General features: G+C 53.6%; 18 protein-coding genes. 6 read left to right on the forward strand and 12 right to left on the reverse strand.

The features are described from left to right. Positions 1-186 precede the first annotated feature (186 nt). From KNP77_RS13505 to KNP77_RS13525, 5 genes are all read right to left on the reverse strand, one after another. Positions 187-534, reverse strand: a complete 348-nt coding sequence (locus KNP77_RS13505; protein ID WP_214891252.1) for a hypothetical protein — start codon at positions 532-534, stop codon at positions 187-189. 124 nt (positions 535-658) lie between these two features. Continuing rightward, positions 659-1,858 carry an alpha-amylase family protein gene (locus KNP77_RS13510; RefSeq protein WP_214891253.1) on the reverse strand — a complete coding sequence of 400 codons (1,200 nt, stop codon included), beginning with the start codon at positions 1,856-1,858 and terminating at the stop codon, positions 659-661. An 85-nt stretch (positions 1,859-1,943) separates the two neighbouring features. Continuing rightward, positions 1,944-2,867 carry an LCP family glycopolymer transferase gene (locus KNP77_RS13515; protein WP_214891254.1) on the reverse strand — a complete coding sequence of 308 codons (924 nt, stop codon included), beginning with the start codon at positions 2,865-2,867 and terminating at the stop codon, positions 1,944-1,946. 102 nt (positions 2,868-2,969) lie between these two features. After that, on the reverse strand, positions 2,970-3,839 hold the full coding sequence (locus tag KNP77_RS13520) for a YihY/virulence factor BrkB family protein (RefSeq protein WP_214891255.1): 870 nt from the start codon (positions 3,837-3,839) through the stop codon (positions 2,970-2,972). Between the two features lie 48 nt (positions 3,840-3,887). After that, positions 3,888-4,766, reverse strand: coding sequence for an LCP family glycopolymer transferase (locus KNP77_RS13525; RefSeq protein ID WP_353048834.1), 879 nt, complete (start codon positions 4,764-4,766; stop codon positions 3,888-3,890). A gap of 510 nt (positions 4,767-5,276) precedes the next feature. Here KNP77_RS13525 and KNP77_RS13530 point away from each other — a divergent pair. Both KNP77_RS13530 and gnd read left to right on the forward strand, forming a co-directional pair. Next, positions 5,277-5,489, forward strand: coding sequence for a hypothetical protein (locus KNP77_RS13530; RefSeq protein WP_070328395.1), 213 nt, complete (start codon positions 5,277-5,279; stop codon positions 5,487-5,489). 59 nt (positions 5,490-5,548) lie between these two features. After that, positions 5,549-6,430, forward strand: a complete 882-nt coding sequence (gnd, locus tag KNP77_RS13535; RefSeq protein ID WP_214891257.1) for a phosphogluconate dehydrogenase (NAD(+)-dependent, decarboxylating) — start codon at positions 5,549-5,551, stop codon at positions 6,428-6,430. 114 nt (positions 6,431-6,544) lie between these two features. Here the strand turns inward: gnd and KNP77_RS13540 are convergent, their stop codons facing one another. Beyond that, on the reverse strand, positions 6,545-7,618 hold the full coding sequence (locus KNP77_RS13540; protein WP_214891258.1) for a Fic family protein: 1,074 nt from the start codon (positions 7,616-7,618) through the stop codon (positions 6,545-6,547). A gap of 742 nt (positions 7,619-8,360) precedes the next feature. Between KNP77_RS13540 and KNP77_RS13545 the strand changes: the two genes are divergently transcribed. Further along, positions 8,361-10,814, forward strand: a complete 2,454-nt coding sequence (locus tag KNP77_RS13545) for a sensor domain-containing protein (RefSeq protein ID WP_214891259.1) — start codon at positions 8,361-8,363, stop codon at positions 10,812-10,814. Between the two features lie 127 nt (positions 10,815-10,941). Here KNP77_RS13545 and KNP77_RS13550 read toward each other — a convergent pair whose 3' ends face one another. The 6 genes from KNP77_RS13550 to KNP77_RS13575 all read right to left on the reverse strand — a co-directional run bounded on the left by KNP77_RS13550 (position 10,942) and on the right by KNP77_RS13575 (position 14,615). Next, entirely contained in the window at positions 10,942-11,352 is a 411-nt protein-coding gene (locus KNP77_RS13550) for a hypothetical protein (RefSeq protein WP_131464445.1), read from the reverse strand. Between the two features lie 138 nt (positions 11,353-11,490). Next, on the reverse strand, positions 11,491-11,787 hold the full coding sequence (locus KNP77_RS13555; RefSeq protein WP_131464447.1) for a spore coat protein: 297 nt from the start codon (positions 11,785-11,787) through the stop codon (positions 11,491-11,493). 13 nt (positions 11,788-11,800) lie between these two features. Continuing rightward, entirely contained in the window at positions 11,801-12,001 is a 201-nt protein-coding gene (locus tag KNP77_RS13560; protein WP_131464451.1) for a spore coat protein, read from the reverse strand. Positions 12,002-12,019: 18 nt separating this feature from the next. Continuing rightward, positions 12,020-12,406, reverse strand: coding sequence for a DUF2512 family protein (locus KNP77_RS13565; protein WP_131464454.1), 387 nt, complete (start codon positions 12,404-12,406; stop codon positions 12,020-12,022). Positions 12,407-12,622: 216 nt separating this feature from the next. Further along, positions 12,623-14,140, reverse strand: a complete 1,518-nt coding sequence (locus KNP77_RS13570) for an FAD-dependent oxidoreductase (protein WP_131464456.1) — start codon at positions 14,138-14,140, stop codon at positions 12,623-12,625. Between the two features lie 79 nt (positions 14,141-14,219). Beyond that, positions 14,220-14,615 (reverse strand): hypothetical protein, encoded by a 396-nt coding sequence (locus KNP77_RS13575; protein WP_214891260.1) that lies wholly within the window; start codon positions 14,613-14,615, stop codon positions 14,220-14,222. A gap of 232 nt (positions 14,616-14,847) precedes the next feature. On the opposite strand from KNP77_RS13575, the gene KNP77_RS13580 reads away from it, so the two are divergent. The 3 genes from KNP77_RS13580 to KNP77_RS13590 all read left to right on the forward strand — a co-directional run bounded on the left by KNP77_RS13580 (position 14,848) and on the right by KNP77_RS13590 (position 18,793). After that, entirely contained in the window at positions 14,848-15,729 is an 882-nt protein-coding gene (locus tag KNP77_RS13580; protein WP_131464461.1) for a manganese catalase, read from the forward strand. Between the two features lie 285 nt (positions 15,730-16,014). Further along, positions 16,015-16,830 carry a PAS domain-containing protein gene (locus KNP77_RS13585; RefSeq protein ID WP_214891261.1) on the forward strand — a complete coding sequence of 272 codons (816 nt, stop codon included), beginning with the start codon at positions 16,015-16,017 and terminating at the stop codon, positions 16,828-16,830. Next, a complete protein-coding gene (locus KNP77_RS13590; protein WP_214891262.1) occupies positions 16,721-18,793 on the forward strand; it encodes a putative bifunctional diguanylate cyclase/phosphodiesterase in 2,073 nt (690 codons plus the stop codon). Before KNP77_RS13585 ends, KNP77_RS13590 begins: the two co-directional genes overlap by 110 nt. Positions 18,794-18,853: the final 60 nt, after the last annotated feature.

Here is an 18,853-nt window from a genome sequence, read left to right on the forward strand (position 1 = left end):
CAGCGGGCAAGGCGAGACCCAGCAGCGACATCGTCGCGATGCGGCTCGCTGACCGCCCCCAGGAAAGCGGCGTGCCGGACAGGGCGGCTCGAAGGGCAATGAAAGCAGATGAGCGTCATCCCATCCGGGACGACGCTCATCTGCTTAAAATCATTTGAAGTTTTTCAGTGCCCTCGCGAGAACGAGTTATCGTTCTTCCGTAAGGGGTTTTGTCATGTCTTCTTCTATCACGTCTTGTCGCTCCCGCGCCCCGAGCACGCCGTAGTCGAGGACGACGATCAAGATGGCGATCCCGGCGAGCGTCCAAGCGGCGTCGATGGCGAACTCGCCGACGATGAAGCCGAACAAGACGAAGGCGCCGAACGTCAGGTAATAGCCCTTGCGCCAAAGCGATCGGTATTGATTGGCGACGTCACGGTCCCATACGTAGAGGGCGACGTAGCCGACTAAGGCGATGAACAATGTGGCAAACATCCAATAGAGAAACGACTGCAGCGTCAAGCCGAACAAATACGCGAATAAAGGTTGATTCATGGAAATCCGCTCCTTCGGTGTATGGTCGTGTATGTCATAGAACTTCCTTCTATTCCATTTTCTACCTAAACACCGAATGCGTCAATACGACTATTCATCCAAAATGATTTTTGGTTCAAAAGACCTATTCTTGTTTGATCCACATGAAGTCGTACGCCTCGAGCACGACCGCCTCGACCCATTCTCCCGTGAACAAGTTCGTCCCGCTCGCAGCGATGACGACCCGTTCGTCCGACACGTTCGTATAGAGTAGAAGCGTCTCGCCTCCCCCGCTCCGCTCGACCGTGAACACGCGTTTGTCCGTCGCGACGATGCGCTGCTCGGCGTACGGCGAGAAGGCCGGGTGCGTCCGCTTGACGTTCAGCTGGCTCAAGATGCCGGAGAACACTTGCAGGCGGTACGGGTCCGTCTTCAACTCTTGGACGAGCGCGGCCCGCTCGACCGGCGTCGTCACCCCGAGCAGCGTCCGGTAATCGACGGCCGGGATGCCTTGCAGCGAGAACAGGACGCTATGGGCGGCGAGCAACATGTCGACCGACGGCTCGAGCAAATTCTTCTCGAACGGGTCCCGCTCCGGGGTCGACAAGAAGTTGAAGTACGTCTTGCCGTCCTCGGGTGCCTCGATATGGTCGGCCCAGTCGGTCAACCCTTTGGCGTTGCCTTGGGCGAAAGCGAGCAGCGTATGGGACGCCAAGTCGAAGTGACAGATGACGTCGGCGACTTCGAAGTAGGAACCGGTCCGGTCGGCGTCTCCTTCATAGGCGAGGACGAGCTGCCCGTGCGGTTTATAATGGTGGAGAATCAATTGCCATAGTTCGAGCACGTGCTTGATCCGCTCCTCGGGCATGCCCCGGAACGATTGGACGTGGACGCGGACTTTCGTCGCCCCTTGTGCGAGCCGTTCGATGAACGCGTCGGTCTCGTCAAGCAAATCGACTTGCAGCTCGTTATAGACGTCCGGCGTCATCTCGTACATGAGATCGAACTCGTCGTGGAAGCGCCCGAGGTCCTCGAACAGACGGATGCGCGGGTTGACGGCCGTATCGGTCGGCTTCACTTGATGCGGGAACAGCGACACGAGATACAAGTCGCTGATCGACGATCGGACGTGGTCTTTCAATAGCGTGTGCAGCGCGTCGAGGTCTTGCGTCCCGTCGGTCGTGACGGCGTTCGCGTCGACGATGAGGACGCTCGTCAGCTCGCTCGGCGCCTCGTGGTCGTGCCACGTGTGGCCGGCCCACTTGTCGAACAGACGGCGCCAGTCGTCGGCTGTATGATCGTCTTCGAGTCGGTTGATTATCGGTTCAAGTTTGTCCCAAATCATGTGATCCCTCCTAGTACTGTCTCTATTAACAGTCCCACCGATGCGCCCGTTTCAAACTCACGAAAAAAGCCACCCGAGGGCGGCTTCAGTCCATCAAACGCTTCAGTTCGGTCTGGACGCTTGCGAGCGAGTCCGGATTTGGGTTCCAGTAATAAATACCGTCTGACTCTAGCCCGCCCGCCCCTTCGATCCGGAGCGTGCTGGCGTTACGGAACGCCTGCATGTAGTCCGTCGACAGACCGACGAGCTCGTTGAACTCGATGTTCGTCTTGGCACGGTTGCCGGCGACGTCCAACAGTTTCGTCACTTTATCGACCGAGAAGTCAGAACGCCCTTTCTCGACGATGGCCGCGACAACGGCGCGTTGCCGCTCCTGGCGGCCGAAGTCCCCGTTCGGGTCGTCGTAACGCATGCGCGTATACGACAATGCCGACTCACCCGTCAACTCAACTTCACCGACCGGATACGAGTAACCGTCCGATGCGAACGCGAGGTTGTTCGTCACCGTGATGCCGCCGAGCGCGTCGACGACCTCGGTGAACGCCTCCATGTCCGTCTCGACGACGTAGTCGATCGGGATGTCTAAGAGTCCTTCGACCGTATCCATCGCCATCTCGGCCCCACCGAACGCGTAGGCGTGGTTGATCTTGTCACGCATCCCGCGCCCGACGATCTCCGTCTTTGTATCCCGCGGGATGCTGAGCATCGCCCCTTCGTCCGTCTCCGGGTTGAGCGTCATGACGATGATCGAGTCGCTCCGCCCTTGCTCGGTGCCGCGGCGATCGACGCCGAGGAGGAGGACCGACACGGACCGCTTCTCTTCGATCGTCTGTACTTGTTTGCGTTCTTCAGAGATTTCTAAATTATCGTTCACCCGTGTCACCGTCTCATTGACGTCCCGGTACATCGACCAGACGAACAGTCCGCCGGCGATGAGGATGACGGTCATGACGCCTACTGTGAGCAATACCCATTTCTTCCATGATGATTTCTTGCGATGTCTCGCCATCAGACCACCTGCTTTCATTAAATCTATAGTATGAATAATTCCCGCTTACCGTGTAGTATTATAGCACGTTGCCAAAAAATGCTAACGATTTCTTTCGGATTTTCATGGGAAATGTGTGCGCTGAGGCCGGCGTCGCATATGACCAGGCCAAGCCGCGTTGATCTCCGCCCCGAGCAGCATCGTCGCCGCCGTCAAGTAGAGCCAGATCTGCAGCAAGATGACGATCCCGATCGTCCCGTACGTGTCGCCGAACATCGAGAACTGGTCGACGTAGATGCTGTAGCCGGTCGACAACAGCTGCCACGAGATGACGGCGAAAGTGGCGCCTGGGAGCGTCTCCGTGAATGTGACGTGTTGCTGGGGCGCGAACTTATAAAACAGCGAGAACGCGAAGATGAGGATGACGGTCGAGACGGTATACCGGGCGAGCGTCGCCAACCGTTCAAACTCCTCGAGCATCGGGAACCACGCGTACATGAGCTCGACGAACTCGCGGCCGAAGATGTGGAACACGATCAAGATGACGGCACCGACGCTGAAGGCGACGAGCGTCAACAGCCCGATGAGCCGACGGACGATGTAGCTGCGCGCCTCGGTCTCGCCGTAGGCGAACACGGTCAGCTTGACGAGCCGGGCCGCCCCGTTCGAGGCCGACCAGACGGCGATGACGGCACCGACCGAGATGAGCCCGGCGTTGATGTCGCCGCTGACGTCATAGACGACCGACAGCATGTCACGCACACTCGCGCCCGGGATCAAGATCTCGATCTGCTCGATCAACAGGGCGTCGTCGATCCCGAGCCACGCCATGACGGCGAACAACAGGACGAACGTCGGGAAGATGGCGAGAAACCAGAAGAAGGCGAGCGTGGCGCTATAGTCGTTGATGTGATGGTCTTTGAAGCGATGGCGGACGTCGATGATGAGACGGATCAGTCGGTCAAGCACACGGGTCACCCCTTTTCTTTTCATTATCGCACAAATTAAAACGCCCCATCCGCTTTGGATGAGGCGCTGTTGTCATTGTTCCATCAATTCGCCGAGATACGACTTCACGTCTTCAAGTGAGGCCGCATCCGGGTTCCAGTAATAGATGCCGTCTTCAGCCTTGCCGCCAGTGCCTTCGAGTCGAAGGACGTCCTGGTTTTTGAAGGCGGCCATATAGTCGGCCGACAGTGTCCGGATATCTTTGAACGTCATGTTCGTCTTCGCGTTATTGCCTAAGACGTCGAGCATATTGTTGAATTTCGAGATCGAGAAATCGTCTTTGCCTTCGTTGACGAGCGCCGTGATGACGTCACGCTGACGCTCTTGGCGACCAAAGTCACCACTCGGGTCGTCGTAGCGCATCCGCGTGTACGCGAGCGCCTCGGGGCCTGACAAGTTGATCGTGCCTGGCTCGAACGAATAGTCGCCTGACGTGAAGGCGAACTTGTTCGTCACTTCGACGCCTCCGAGAAGGTCGACCGTGTCTTGGAACCCTTTCATATCGACTTCGGCGACGTAATCGATCGGGATGCCGAGCAAGTTCTCGACCGTCGCGAGCGCCATCTCGGCACCGCCGAACGCATAGGCGTGGTTGATCTTATCGGTCGTGCCTTTGCCGATGATCTCCGTCTTCGTGTCGCGCGGTATGCTGAGCATCGCGCTCGCATCCGTATTCGGGTTGAGTGTCATGACGATGATCGAGTCGCTGCGGCCTTGCTCGTCGGCACGGCGGTCGACACCAAGCAACAGGACCGATACCGGTTTCTTGTCGTTGATCGTCTGTTTATTCATCCGTTCCGGGCTGAGCCCGGCCGACTCGTTCAAACGACTGACCGTCGAGTCCACTTGGTTATACAAATAAGCTGCCACCCCGACTCCGATGAGCAGGAACAGTCCGACGACGATCCCCACAATCAACGCGATGCGTTTTGCGGGCGTTTTCTTCCTACGACGTTTCTTGACTCTCTTTTTCTTTTGCTCTTCCATGACATTGCACCTTTCCTCGAACCTGTAGTCAATTTCACATAGGTTTTATTTTAGCATGCACCTTATTTTAATATTCCTATTTTTTATAAAAGAGGTAAATGGTTGCCGATTGTTGTCGAATCATTCACTCGCTTATTTTTATCGGCCGGTTTTGAAAAAAGGTTTAGCTTTTCTAGCATATCTTTTTTAACCCTACCCTGAGCTCCAAAAACCGAAACCGCTACCATTCCGATCACCATGGGCACAAGGTCGCAGCACGCAGTTCTAATTCTGACGAAACCGATCGGGGACGTCCTCGATCGGTTGTTTTTTTAGGTCCGTTTCCTTACTTCGAAAAAACATCATAGTACAAACGCATTATTTTTTGTAATATTTGTATATAATATCATTTATAATGTAATTGAAGTCCAATTATTTTGCGAAGGGGATAGACGGATGCGTTTCGTCGTCACGTGTTTTATCGAGAAAAAAGAGCCGTTTTCATTCATTATTTATGGGAGTTCGAGGCATCAGGCCGAACGGACGTTTAACCAGACCCTCCAGTTGGCCAATCCGCTCAACGACTTCATCGAGGCGAGTGATGGACAGAAGATCCGAATCGGGTCGATCCTCGCCTATCGGATCGATGATATAAATCCTCTCTTTTGAATCCGCTCCATTTCGGGTAACCCTTATAAAGACTAAACCAATCGATTGGGGGAACGAATATGGAACTAGGAATGATTGGACTTGGCAAGATGGGACTCAACCTGGCGCTCAATTTGACGGATGGGGGCCACCGCGTACTCGGTTACGACCCGGGCAACGTGTCGACGAGCCAGTTCGAGACGCTCGATTCGCTCGAAGCGGTCGTGGGCGGGTTGAAAGCGCCGCGTGTCGTCTGGGTGATGGTGCCGGCCGGTGATGTGACCGAGCGTGTGTTGAACGATTTGCATGCACTGTTGTCTCCAGGGGATATCGTCATCGACGGCGGCAACTCGAACTATAAGGAGTCGATGCGGCGGGCCGAGCACTTCAACGACAAACTGATCTACTTCTTCGACGTCGGGACGAGTGGCGGCATGGAAGGCGCACGTAATGGCGCCTGCACAATGATCGGCGGCGATATCGAGGCGTTCGGCAAGATCGAGGAATTGTTCCAAGACGTGTCGACGGACAACGGCTACTTGTACGCCGGTCCGAGTGGTAGCGGTCATTTCCTCAAGATGATCCACAACGGCATCGAGTACGGCATGATGCAGGCGATCGCCGAAGGGTTCGAGATTCTCGAGAAGAGCCCATTCGATTACGACCACGAACAAGTCGCCCGTGTATGGAATCACGGTTCGGTCGTCCGCTCGTGGCTGATGGAGTTGACCGAGAGCGCGTTCCACAAGGACGCGAAGCTCGACGGGATCAAAGGCGTCATGCATGCGTCGGGTGAAGGCAAGTGGACGGTCGAGACGGCGCTCGAATACGGCGTCCCGGCACCGGTCATCGCCATGTCGCTCATGATGCGCCAACGCTCGCTCGAAGAAGACACGTTCTCCGGCAAGGTCGTCGCCGCACTACGAAACGAGTTCGGCGGGCATGCGGTCGAGAAGAAATAAGGGGATGGAGCGTCGGTCGAGTTGGTCTTGACCGACGTTTTTTTTGCGAAATCACTCTAACAATCCAAACGCTCTAATTGGTTTGAAAATCAAAAAGAGTAACGACCGTAGCCGTCACTCTAACATCACACGTTCACGAAACGATGAACTGAGATGATACATATTGTAGCGTCCCACTTTTTCAACCTCGACAAATCCTTGTCGGACGAGATCTGTCACGGTCGCCCTTGCCGTCGCTTCTCCTAATGGATGGTTTGACTCACTGGCGATCCGCACAAGGTCTGGTGTGAGCAACCCTGCTTCTTCTGAGAAGATTTCATGCAAACTTAGAATATAGATGATTTCGTGATGTTTTGGATGTTTGGATAAAAACGGCTCGTCTTGCAATGCATGTTTCATCGCTTCAAAACGATACAGATTTCGGCGAAGCTCTTCATTCATTCGAATCTGTGTCTCTAAAAATAGACCAAGGAATCGATCGATAAAGAAATTCATTTCTCCTTGCATACTGACGTCGTTCGTTTTTTCGAACGCCTCTAGGTACTGGCTTCGATTTAAGTTGCATGCCCGCGATAGAGACAGTGCCGTCAACGTATGAAACTCCTCTTTCATATACAAGCTACTAATGAAGCGCGACGTTCTTCCATTGCCGTCGTAGAACGGGTGGATGTATCCAAAGTAATAGTGACCGACCGCGACTCTGATCAACAAAGGAACATCTTCTGCGTTTAAGAATTGAAGCAACGTCTTAACAGCGTCGATGATTTGCTGTTCCGGTGTCATCCCTACGTGAATCGGCTTACCTGATTTTGTGCCTTTATATAGGTAGGTCGGTTCGGTTCGGAACCATTTTCCATCGGGCAACTCCTTTTCTTCAATTTCGTCTGCCACGAGCAAGTCATAGAATGTCCTTACGTCACCTGGTTCCGTCGGAGTGTCTACTTCACCACTAATCAACCGGTAATACGTTTTCACTAAACTCGCGAAACGTCCGGTTGGTTCTTTTTTATTCTCGAGAAGGTGGGCACTTCTCACAAACTGTTCTTTTGTACTTTTCACGCCTTCGATTTCATTCGTATGAAACAATTCTTCGGCAAATATGTCACGAACCAGTGCCGACTGAACGATACCCGGTAACCGTCGGACGAGATGGTCTGTTTTTTTATCCTGGATATAAATCTGACTCATGAGTTGTGTCGTTCCAGGATTATGAGTGAAATATGTAGGGACATCCGTACTTTTATTAGACGGATACATGTTAAATGGAAAAACTTGAGTCGCTATACTGTGTAACCGTTGTTCATATACTTCATTCACATTACGATTCAATGCTTTTTCATAATACAAGCGATAAAAATAAGGATAATCCATTATATCCACCTCATTTATCAATATTCATTTTAAATATAGCGCTTTTTTAAAACGAAATGATAGTTTGAGGTGTTATGTTTTAATTTCGTTCGTAGAATACATGTCACTTTACGAGCCGAATCCTCATCATGTGATGGCACATCGCTTTTACGAATGTTATGACCGTTCCTTGAATTAAGTGTATACTTTGAGACGCATGATTCGCTCGTTTTCACGTTACGGGTATGCTGGCTTGTCGGCTGAGACGTTCAGCGCTTCGAATCACAGTCTCGCTACGATCATCCCCCGCTATCATTATATGGAAATAATATACATAAAAAAATATATAGTGTAATTTCATTCATTTTTATGTATACGTATAAACGATTGTCCGATTCTTCTAATATCGCGACTTTTTAGGTCTATTTTCCCGTTTTATCGACTCTTCACTCAAACATATTTACTACTCGTCAAATTATGCGTATATTTGTAAACGCTGCTGTTTTTGTAATGATTGGAAATGAAAATTAGGAATGTTTCACCGTTCCTGACTTGATATATTCAGATTAAGGAGGAAACTATGACTCGGTTCAACTGGATCAATCCGCTCAAATCTCGATTGGCTGCCACTGACTTACCGATCGCACTCGCTGACGTCACGAACGACCGCCACTTCATCGAAGGACACCTCGACCCGGTCTTCTTACTCGACATTCACGGGAACATCGTCGATTCCAACGAGAAACTGTCGCTCTTGCTCGGCTACACGAAGCGTGAGCTGTTCACGCACTTCGCCCGCTTCACGACCGAAGCAGACGCCGAACGGATCCAAACGTATTTCGCAAGCGCCCTGTCAGGAACTGAAGAGACGTACACATGCATGGCGAAACAGAAGGATGGCCGCATGTTGAAGCTGCAAATCACCAACATCCCTGCCTATGACAACCACTTGATCGTCGGTGTGTACGGGATCGCCCGGGACATCACGCAAGACGACCACTTAAAAGACGAGGTGGGACGGCTTCGCGACTTATACAAGCACGTTGAGGCGTCCATCTACCGAAAAGATTTACGGACCGGTAAGCTCGAGTTTTATACCGCCGGATTTGAGACGTTGTTCCAGACGGCACCGCAAGCGATGGGCGAGGACCCGACATCTTGCCATCACGTGATCCATCGGAACGACTTGGCCAAAGTCCGGGCCGCCCACGCAAGTGTCGAATCGGGGCAGGAAACGACCGTCCTCTACCGGACAAGCTTTACCGACAGCGTCAAATGGGTCGAGGAACGCCTCATCCCGAAGTTTGACGACGACGGCATGGTCATGGCCGTCATCAGTATCGCCCACGATATCACCCGTCTGAAGACACAAGAAGAACAGATCTGGCAACTCGCCATGCACGACTCGCTCACTAGTCTGCCGAACCGGAGCCTGTTTCTCTATGAGCTGGGCGAACGGATGGAGCAGCACGAGCACATCGCGGTCCTGACGATCAGCTTCAACTCGATTCACCGGATCAATCACGACTTCGGCTACGCCGTCGGAGATGACTGGATCGTCGCGGCGACGTCGGCCCTGCTCCACCGTTTGCCGAACGGCAGCTTCGTCGGTCATCTCGGGGGTGACGAATTCATGTTGCTCTTGCCCGATGTCACGGATGAGTCCTCGTTGATCATGAACTGCCAGTCTTTACTCAAACTCGGGGAGAAGCATATCCAAGTCGGCCCGTACGAATGGCGACCACCCGTCTCGATCGGGGTCAGCCGCTATCCGCATGACTCGACAGTCGCCGAAGAGCTGCTGCAGTACGCCAACACGGCACTCGGCCGGACGAACTTGCCGGGTATGGACCGGTTCGTCTTTTACGCCTCGAGCTTCAATATCGACTCGTATCGGCGACATCAGCTCGGCAACGATTTGCGTCGCGCCATCGAAGAAGACGAACTCTTCCTTGAATTCCAACCGAAAGTCGACGCTTGGTCGGGCCGGATCGTCGGGGCCGAGGCGCTCGTCCGCTGGCAACATCCCGAATGGGGACGGATTCCGCCGAACGACTTCATCCCGTTGTCTGAAGAGAGCGACCTCCACATCCAACTCGCCGATTGGGTGCTTCATCATACGTGCGCCCATCTCCGCGACTGGCAGGACAAAGACCTCCCCGTCGTCCCGGTGTCGATCAACGTGTCACCGAAACGACTGTTGCATGGGCACTATGCCGAGACGGTCACGCGGGCGCTCCGCCGCTATACACTCACGCCGTCGCTGCTCGAGATCGAGATACTAGAGACCGATGTCTTGAGCGATAATCGGAAGATTCACGACACGCTCGAACAGCTCGACGCCGCCAATATCCGTGTCGCCCTCGACGACTTCGGGACCGGCTACTCGTCGTTATCTTATTTGCAGCAGTACCCGATCAAGACGATCAAGATCGATCAACAGTTCGCCGCTGACTTGCATGAGAACAAGAAGTCACAGGCGATCGTGCGGACGATCCTGTTCATGGCCGAGGAGTTTGCGATGGACGTCGTCATCGAAGGCGTCGAGACGCTCGAACAACTCGATGTCGTCCGACGCCTCAACTGCCGCATCGTCCAAGGCTACTTGTTCAGCCGTCCGCTCGGCGCCGAGCAGTTCGAACGGGCGCTCGAGCACCGCTTCCTAGCAACGACGGAGACGGTCGGTCCAGCCGCCACGCGACAGGCGTTCTCGCTCGAGGCGAGCGTGACGATCCACAAGTTCCACGACCGGGAGCTGTCGATCGGCTCGACCCCGATTCTCGTGACGAAGAGCGGGCTGCAAAGCCTGCATTTTTACGCCCGGGTTCGCCTGCCGGTCACAGAGGCCATCGAATTAAAGATCCTCTTGCCACAAGTCGGTGACAAGACAGATATCCTCGTCCGACTCGTCCGTGTGACCGAGCTCGAAAGCGGTCTGTTCGAATACGAGGCGAGCTATCTCGATACGAGTGAATCGCACCGTGTCATGATGACGCTTCAACAAAACACGCAAGTCCCGAAAAGCTTTTTGTGATCAGTCGAGGGCACTGAAAAACTTCAAATGTTTTTATCTCGAAGTGTTCTTCACGCGAAGCTTCAAAGCGAGAAAAACGACACAATAAAAACGACCATTCCTTCGCTCTGAAGGGATGGTCGTTCGTTCATTTCCCGCGTGTCTCTGTCTCGTCGGCTGTCGGGATCACGATTCCGTCGAACTGGTCATCGCGACAGAGCGTGATCGCTTGCATCGCGAGTTGATAGTCCTCTTGCGGCAAGCTGATCAGTTCCGTCGGTAGCACCCATTCCTTATGGTTGTATAGATGAATGACGAGTTTGACGAGGACGAGCTCGCCTTTCTCGAACGTATTATCGTCGATGATGGTCGATGTGTTGATTTTTCCTGTCTCGAGATTAATGTACGGCAGAAAAATGTCGCGCACCCGCTCGTTCCCCGCGATCACGTACAGCGCCGAAAAATATTCTTTCCACGCTGTCCCTGGGTCTTGTAACTGCTGCGCCAGTTGTTTGAACACGCGATAGTGGTCAGCCGACAAGAAGTCGATGTTATTCATAGCGCTCAGCCTTTCTATCCGTTTTTCACTAGATATGTATCATTTCCACGCTTTGCCAAAACGTAACCCTGCTCACAGCTTATTCCGCAATCTTTCCATCTCGCTCCCACAAAAAAAGACCGGCGAACGCCGGTCCCGTCACTTATTGATCAACTTGTTCGCCTTGTCGACTTTTTCTTTGTCGTGCTTCAGTTGCTTCTCGATGTCGTACGCCATGTACATGTCATTTTTGATCATGTAGTCAGCGATTTCGGCATGATCCTCGATTGCTTGGTTTAGCTGTTTGATGAGCACTTTTCGCACGTCAGGCGACGCCGTCTCCGTGACGGCGACGGCATAGGCCCGAACGGCTGACTTGGCCGTGATAAGCAGATCTGTCGCGATCAGTTCGTCGCGTTGTTTGCTGGCTCGTTTCAAGTTTTCTGCGATTCCCATACGTTTTTCCCCCTTATGCCTTGTTCGGCAACAACTGCTTCAGCTCACTGACCGCCTGCTCGGCGTTCTTCAACTGTTTCCGCGCAATCTTCTTTAACTTGTCATCTTTGATGAGCGGCTCGCTCACATACCCTTTGACGAGTCCCGCTTGCTTCAACGTCAACATCTCATGTATCTCCAACACTTCGTGAATGGCGAGCTTGTTTTTAGCCATCGTTATTCCTCCTTTTCGTTAGCGCGTAACCGGTGCGTCGGCTTTCTCCCGTTTATGTTTGAGTAACCACCCGTGGAACAGGAATTCGACGACCGCGGTCACGAGCGCCGTATAGAGTGCCAGCAAGACAAAGCTCGTCTCCGTCCGAATATCGAAGTCCAAGATCCAAAGGAAAAACCACGTCAAGAAGAAGACGAGTCCGAAGTCGGCCACGGTCGCAACGATGTTGCCAAACTTTCGTAAGACGAACATGTCCCCGAGCCAATAGGCGATGATGCCGACCATGAACGAAATCCACGCGGCGTGATACCACGGGACGCCAAAGCCAAGCGTCAAGACGGCGATGAAAACGACGAGCAGCGCCCCATGCTTAATCGTCAACGCCTTCATATGATTGATTTCCATGACTGCTAACCTCCTTTCTTTATCGTTCGTGTCTTAGACCATGTTTCCCGAACGTCTCACGAAAAAACAAGATATTTTCACAATTCTATCGTGGCATAACAACAGCTGTCCTTTTCCTTAAACAAAAAATGTCCTCATCCGCTTCAGATGAGGACATTTCGCTTATTTTCCTTATACACCTAACATTTTCTACAAACATTTACAATTACATGACAGTCACTTCTTCGTCGGAAGTGACTTGACGGCCGGTCCCTCGATGACTTCGCCGTTCGGTTTGAAACGCGAGCCGTGGCACGGACAGTCCCATGACCGCTCCGCATTGTTCCAATTGACCGTACAGCCCATGTGTGTACAGTTCGAGCCTACGAGCGACACTTTGCCGTCCGGGTCCCGATATGCGGCGACGTGCTCGCCGTTATGATTGACGATCGCGCCTTCATCGAACCCGAGGTCGTCGAGCTGTTTCGTCACCGGCTTCACTTTTCCTTTGACGAGCTCTTTGGCGACGTCGGCGTTCGTCTTCACGAATCGGGCCGCGTCGGCAAGTTTCCATTTCGACCGGGTCGGGTCATACAAGTCTTCATACCGGTTCGGCTGACTCGTGATCAAGTCGGCGATCAAACGACCGGCGACGATGCCTTGACTCATCCCCCATTTCGAGAACCCGGTCGCGACATAGACGTGCGGCGTATCATTCGTCATCCGCCCGATATACGGGACCTTGTCGAGCGTGACCATGTCCTGGGCCGACCAATGGTGCGTGAACTCGTCAACACCGAAGTGACGCTCGGCGAACTCGCCGAGATGCTCATAACACTTCTTCGTCTCTTCTTTATGTCCCGATAAATGGTTCTCTCCGCCGAACATGGCGATCTTCTTGCCATCGCGTTTGATGTGACGAAGCGAACGGCTCGGGGAGTCGACACTGATGAACATGCCTTCCGGGAACTGATCGACCTCGGCCGCGACGACGTATGACCGCTCGATCTCCATCTTCGCGAAATAGAGCCCTTTGAAGTCGTTGAACGGGAAATGGGTCGCGACGACGACGTCTTTCGCCGACACGGTGTGGCCTGTCAATGTCGACAGAACGTTCGGCGTCCCATATTCGATTTTCGTGACGCGTGTCATCTCGTAAAGTGTGCCCCCGAGCTCGATAAACTGCTTCATGAGACCTTGTAAGTACTTGACCGGGTGGAACTGGAGCTGATCGCGCATGACGGTCGCCTTCTTCACTGCATACGGCAGCAAGCCGTTCACCTCGTCGGTCGCGTCCCCGCCATTGATGCCGAGTTTAGCGTACGCCTCGTCTTCTTTCTCGAGTAGCTTCGCCGAACTCGACGACGAGTCGCTGTACATGTAAGCGTGCTGATGCTCGAGATCGCAGTCGAGTTGATACTGTTCGACCTGTTGCGACAAATAATGGAGCGCGTCCATATTCGCTTCGTAATAGAGCTTCGCCTTCTCCTCACCGAGCGACTTAATCAGTTCGGCATAGACGATGCCATGCTGGGCTGACACTTTCGCTGTCGTATATCCGGTTGTCCCGCTCCCGAATTCGGCCGCCTCGATCAAGACGACGTTTCTGCCCTGTTTGGCGAGTTCGAGCGCCGTCACGACACCGGCGATCCCGGCCCCGACGACCGCGACGTCCGCGCTGATATCCGCTTGGAGCGATGCCGTCTTCTCCCCGGCGACGTCACGCCAATATGACTTCGGAAAATCTTGTAACATATGATCCCCTCCTTCAATTGTGAATGCATGGTTGAATTACCCTTCATTTGATGGAGGAAAACAAAAAAGAGACCTCGCGTCAGGCCTCCTTGTTCTCGGTGATTGTGATTGTATCGAACTGTTCTGCCCGGCAAAGCGTGATTGCCTGCATGGCGAGTTTGTAGTCTTCCCCCGGCAAGCCGAGCAGTTCGGTCGGTAGCACCCATTCTTTATTGTCATATAGATGGATGACGAGCTTGACGAGGACGAGCGCTTCTTTGTCGAACGTGTTGTCATCGATAATCGTCTCCGTCTGAATCTCCCCTGTCTCTAAGTCCACGTAGGGCAGCAAGATATCCCGCACGCTCGCATTCCCTGAGATCAAGTATAGCACCGAGAAGTACTCGCGGCTCGCCTTCCCTGGGTCAGCCAAGCGGTGTGCCAACTGCTTGAACGTCTGGTAATGGTCAGGCGTCAAAAATTCAATGTTATGCATGGCGAATTCCTCTCTCGTCTCTAAACCTTATGTCTTCCATGTGTATTTATTCCACCATACGGACAGAAGTAATCCATTTCCTCCAAAAAATCGAGGGTCGACTTAAAAAATGGCGGAAAATACCCCACCTTGTATATTCCAAAATTCTGCTAAATTTAGGTTTTGAATATGTTGAGGGTGGTACTACTATACTGTTGTTCATTCACCGTTTGTTCAAAAAAGGAGGAATATCATGTTTCGTCATCAGAAAGAGTTACAGTTCGAAGTGAAGGTCGATCGTCCAGATCCACAGCTCGCCCGTCAAATTCAAGAAGTGCTCGGCGGCCAGTTCGGGGAAATGACCGTCATGATGCAATACTTATTCCAAGGGTTCAACTGTCGTGGGGAAGAGAAATATAAAGACATGCTCATGGACATCGGCACCGAGGAGATTGGCCACGTCGAGATGCTTTGCGCGCTCATCTCGCAGCTGCTCGACGGTGCATCGCCTGACGATCAGGCCGAAGCGGCGAAAGACCCGGCGACGGCGGCCATTCTCGGCGGGATGAACCCGCAACACTTGATCGTCAGCGGGCTCGGCGGACTGCCGACGAACTCGAATGGCGTACCATGGAACGGATCATACATCGTCGCGAGCGGCAACTTGCTCGCCGACATGCGCTCGAACTTGCACGCGGAGACACAAGGCCGCCTTCAAGTCGCGCGCCTGTATCATATGACGAAAGACGAAGGCGTCCGGAAAGTGTTCCGTAAGATGCTCGCCCGTGACCGCTACCACCAATATCAATGGATGGCGGCGATCGACGAGCTCGAAGAGAAAAACGGCATCGTCGTCCCAGCGACGTTCCCGGCGAAAGACGAGCTTGAAGCCGAAAAACACGGCCTCGAGTTCTGGGACCTCTCCGAAGGCAACGAGTCGAGCCAAGGCAAATGGGCGACGGGTTCGGCGCCGGACGGAGCGGGCGACTTCGTCTACTTGAGCGACCCGGCCCCGCAAGGACAAAAACCAACACCATCCATTCCTGATCATACGCTTCATCACGATCTCGATGAAGGACCGGGCGGCGTCGAGAAAGTCGTCAAGAAAGTCGCCGACCAAATCAAAGGTAAATAACGACATCAATTTCACACAGAGCGAGCCTATGTCCATGAGGACAGGGCTCGCTTTTTTATGTACACGTCCACCATCTGTTATACAAGACCAAGTTCCGTAATAGGTCTTTTTGCTCATTTTTTGTGAACTTATGATGAATCTATTTTACTACTCATCTAAATAAGCGTATATTTGTAAACGTTGCTGTCTGCAAATAAATGTAAAATGAAAAACAGTTTTGTTAAATATTATATCTGTATCATAACGAGAGACGTTGCGGTCTCAAATCATACTAAGGGGGAACTTATGACACGTTTTGCCTGGACGAATCGACTGAAATCAAGATTGGCTGCTAGTACCGCGCCGCTCACCAAAGCCGCGCAGGACCGAAACTTCGTCGAGGGACACCTCGACCCGGTATATATGATCGACGTGAACGGTCGGTTCATCGACATGAATGAAAAACTTGCCCTTCTGCTCGGCTATTCGACAGCGGCGATGTATGAACACTTTTCGACGTTCATCCATCCTGACGATGTCGAGTTCGTCACCGAGCAGTTCGAACGCGTCTTGACGGGGAATGAAGAGACGTATCTTTGCCGTGCCCTGCATCAGAGCGGCCGCGTGCTGACGCTACAGATCACGAACATCCCAGCCTATGACAATCAACTAATCGTCGGCGTGTACGGGATCGCCCGGGACGTGACGCAGGAGGAACGTTTGAAGGCCGAGCGGGAACGGCTCCTCTACGAGCAGCGGCTGCTCACGGAAGCGCCCGGTCTCACTTACTTCAGCTTCGACGTCGATGGCGTCATCCTCAAGTGTTCGGACTCCCTCCACGAAGCCGTCGGGCGTCCCGTCACTTCTTGGGACCAGCTCGTCCGGCGGATGCACCCTGACGACCAGGTGAACGCGAGACGGGTCCGCGACGCCTTGTTTCAAGGACAAACGTTAGAAGAACCGCTCGAATTTCGTCTGCTCGGTCCAATCGAGCACCATTACGTGGGCAAAAATGGGCAAATTCAACGACACGGCGCGCGGTGTCTTCACGAACGTGACGGCACACCATTTGCTCACAAAGACCGTTGCGGCCCATGCCAAACGGCTCGAGGAACTTTATGACCACGTCGACGCGTCCATCTATAAGAAGACGCTCGCCACCGGCCATCTCGAGTTTTACACGCGTGGCTTCGAAGTGCTCTTCGATACGACCCAAGAGGCGATGGCGCTCGACCCGAACGCCCATCGGCACATGATCCATCCGAACGACCGGATGAAAGTACGTGCCGCCCATACGAAGGCCGAGGCCGGCGAGACAGTCCGAATCGTCTTCAGGGTCGTCACGGGCAACGAGGTCAGATGGGTCGAGAAACAGCTCATCCCTCAGATGGAAGGCGATACTCCCGTCGCGGTCATCAGCGTCGCTCGGGACGTGTCCCGTCTCAAGGAGCAGGAAGAGCAGATCTGGCAGCTCGCCATGCACGACTCGCTGACGGGACTGCCTAACCGGAGCTTGTTCGTCCATGAGCTAGAAGAGTGGATTGAACAGCATGACCATGTCGCCGTGCTCTCCGTCAGTTTCAATTCGATCCATCTCATCAACCGTGACTTCGGCTACGCCATCGGGGATGAGTGGATCGTCGCGGCGACGTCGGCGTTGCTCCACCGGCTCCCGAAAAGCAGTTTTGTCGCTCACCTCGGTGGGGACGAATTCATCTTACTGTTAGCCGATGCGGTGGACGAGGCGGCCCTCGCCCTGCATTGCAAGTCACTCATCCGCCTCGAGGACAAGACCATCCACATCGGACCTTACGAATGGCGCCCGCCCGTCACGGTCGGTATGAGCCGCTACCCAGAAGACTCAGATGTCGCCGAAGAGCTGCTCCAGTACGCCAACACGGCACTCGGCCGGACGAACGCGGCCGGCGCGGACCCGTTCGTGTTCTACACCTCGAACTTCAATATCGAGTTGTTTCGCCGGCACCAGCTCGGCAACGACTTGCGGCGTGCCATCGAGGAAGACGAGCTCTTCCTCGAGTTCCAACCGAAAGTCGAGGCCTGGTCGGGCCGAATCACCGGCGCCGAGGCGCTCGTGCGCTGGCAGCACCCGGAATGGGGACGGATCCCACCGAACGACTTCATCGCCTTGTCTGAAGAGGGTGAGCTTCATATCAAGCTGGCCGATTGGGTGCTCAAACGGACGTGTGCGTACTTGCAGGACTGGCAGCAACGAGGGCTGCCTGTCGTCCCGGTATCGATCAACGTGTCTCCGAAACGGTTGTTGCACGGCAATTACGCCGAGACGATCAAACGCGTTCTTCGGCACTACAACGTCCCCGCGTCGCTCTTTGAGATTGAGATCTTGGAGACGGACGTGTTAAGCGACAACTTTAAGATCCACGAGGTTCTCGAACAGCTCGAGGCGGCAAACGTCCAGATCGCCCTCGACGACTTCGGGACCGGCTACTCCTCACTTTCCTATTTACAAAACTATCCGATCAATACGATCAAGATCGACCGTCAGTTCGCCACTGATCTACATGAGAACAAAAAGACGCAAGGCATTGTCCGGACGATCCTGTTCATGGCCGAGGAATTTTCGATGAATGTCGTCATCGAAGGGGTCGAGACACTCGAACAGCTCGAGGCCGTGCGCCAACTCAAGTGCCGCATCGTCCAAGGCTACTTGTTCAGCCGCCCGCTCGGTGAAGAAGATTTCGTCAAGGCGCTCGAGGAACGCTACATGATAACGACTGAGACGGCGTCGGCGAATTCCCAGCAAGTGTTCTCGCTCGATGCACGCGTGACGATCCATCGGTTCCATGACCGCATCGTCCACGTCGGCTCGACACCGATCGTCCTGACGAAGAGCAGTCTCCGGTCCGTTCATTTTTATGCAAAAATTCGGCTCCCGGTGCTCGAAGAGGTCGAATTGAAGATCGTGCTCCCGTCCGGTGCTCCCGTCTACGTCCGACTCGTCACCATGACCGAGATGGGCGACGGCATGTATGAGTACGAGGCGGTCTATAAAGACCAGCACCAAGCCCACCGTGTCGTCACCTCACTTCAAGAACAAAAGCGTTGACGTGATGCAAACAGAAACAGGCAGCCGTTTCGAGAAAGTCTCGGAAAGGCTGCCTGTTTT

This window comes from Exiguobacterium sp. s142 (assembly GCF_018618455.1).
Taxonomy (GTDB): Bacteria; Bacillota; Bacilli; order Exiguobacteriales; family Exiguobacteriaceae; genus Exiguobacterium; species Exiguobacterium aurantiacum_A.

Excerpts from the sequence above, each read along its gene's own strand:
- KNP77_RS13570 (WP_131464456.1), bottom strand. The coding sequence starts at position 14,140 with ATGTTACAAGATTTTCCGAAGTCATATTGGCGTGACGTCGCCGGGGAG.
- KNP77_RS13515 (WP_214891254.1), bottom strand. The coding sequence starts at position 2,867 with ATGGCGAGACATCGCAAGAAATCATCATGGAAGAAATGGGTATTGCTC.
- KNP77_RS13545 (WP_214891259.1), top strand. The coding sequence starts at position 8,361 with ATGACTCGGTTCAACTGGATCAATCCGCTCAAATCTCGATTGGCTGCC.
- KNP77_RS13565 (WP_131464454.1), bottom strand. The coding sequence starts at position 12,406 with ATGGAAATCAATCATATGAAGGCGTTGACGATTAAGCATGGGGCGCTG.
- KNP77_RS13585 (WP_214891261.1), top strand. The coding sequence starts at position 16,015 with ATGACACGTTTTGCCTGGACGAATCGACTGAAATCAAGATTGGCTGCT.
- KNP77_RS13575 (WP_214891260.1), bottom strand. The coding sequence starts at position 14,615 with ATGCATAACATTGAATTTTTGACGCCTGACCATTACCAGACGTTCAAG.
- KNP77_RS13530 (WP_070328395.1), top strand. The coding sequence starts at position 5,277 with ATGCGTTTCGTCGTCACGTGTTTTATCGAGAAAAAAGAGCCGTTTTCA.
- KNP77_RS13590 (WP_214891262.1), top strand. The coding sequence starts at position 16,721 with ATGGGCAAATTCAACGACACGGCGCGCGGTGTCTTCACGAACGTGACG.
- KNP77_RS13560 (WP_131464451.1), bottom strand. The coding sequence starts at position 12,001 with ATGGCTAAAAACAAGCTCGCCATTCACGAAGTGTTGGAGATACATGAG.
- KNP77_RS13540 (WP_214891258.1), bottom strand. The coding sequence starts at position 7,618 with ATGAGTCAGATTTATATCCAGGATAAAAAAACAGACCATCTCGTCCGA.
- KNP77_RS13580 (WP_131464461.1), top strand. The coding sequence starts at position 14,848 with ATGTTTCGTCATCAGAAAGAGTTACAGTTCGAAGTGAAGGTCGATCGT.
- gnd (WP_214891257.1), top strand. The coding sequence starts at position 5,549 with ATGGAACTAGGAATGATTGGACTTGGCAAGATGGGACTCAACCTGGCG.
- KNP77_RS13520 (WP_214891255.1), bottom strand. The coding sequence starts at position 3,839 with ATGAAAAGAAAAGGGGTGACCCGTGTGCTTGACCGACTGATCCGTCTC.
- KNP77_RS13555 (WP_131464447.1), bottom strand. The coding sequence starts at position 11,787 with ATGGGAATCGCAGAAAACTTGAAACGAGCCAGCAAACAACGCGACGAA.
- KNP77_RS13505 (WP_214891252.1), bottom strand. The coding sequence starts at position 534 with ATGAATCAACCTTTATTCGCGTATTTGTTCGGCTTGACGCTGCAGTCG.
- KNP77_RS13550 (WP_131464445.1), bottom strand. The coding sequence starts at position 11,352 with ATGAATAACATCGACTTCTTGTCGGCTGACCACTATCGCGTGTTCAAA.
- KNP77_RS13510 (WP_214891253.1), bottom strand. The coding sequence starts at position 1,858 with ATGATTTGGGACAAACTTGAACCGATAATCAACCGACTCGAAGACGAT.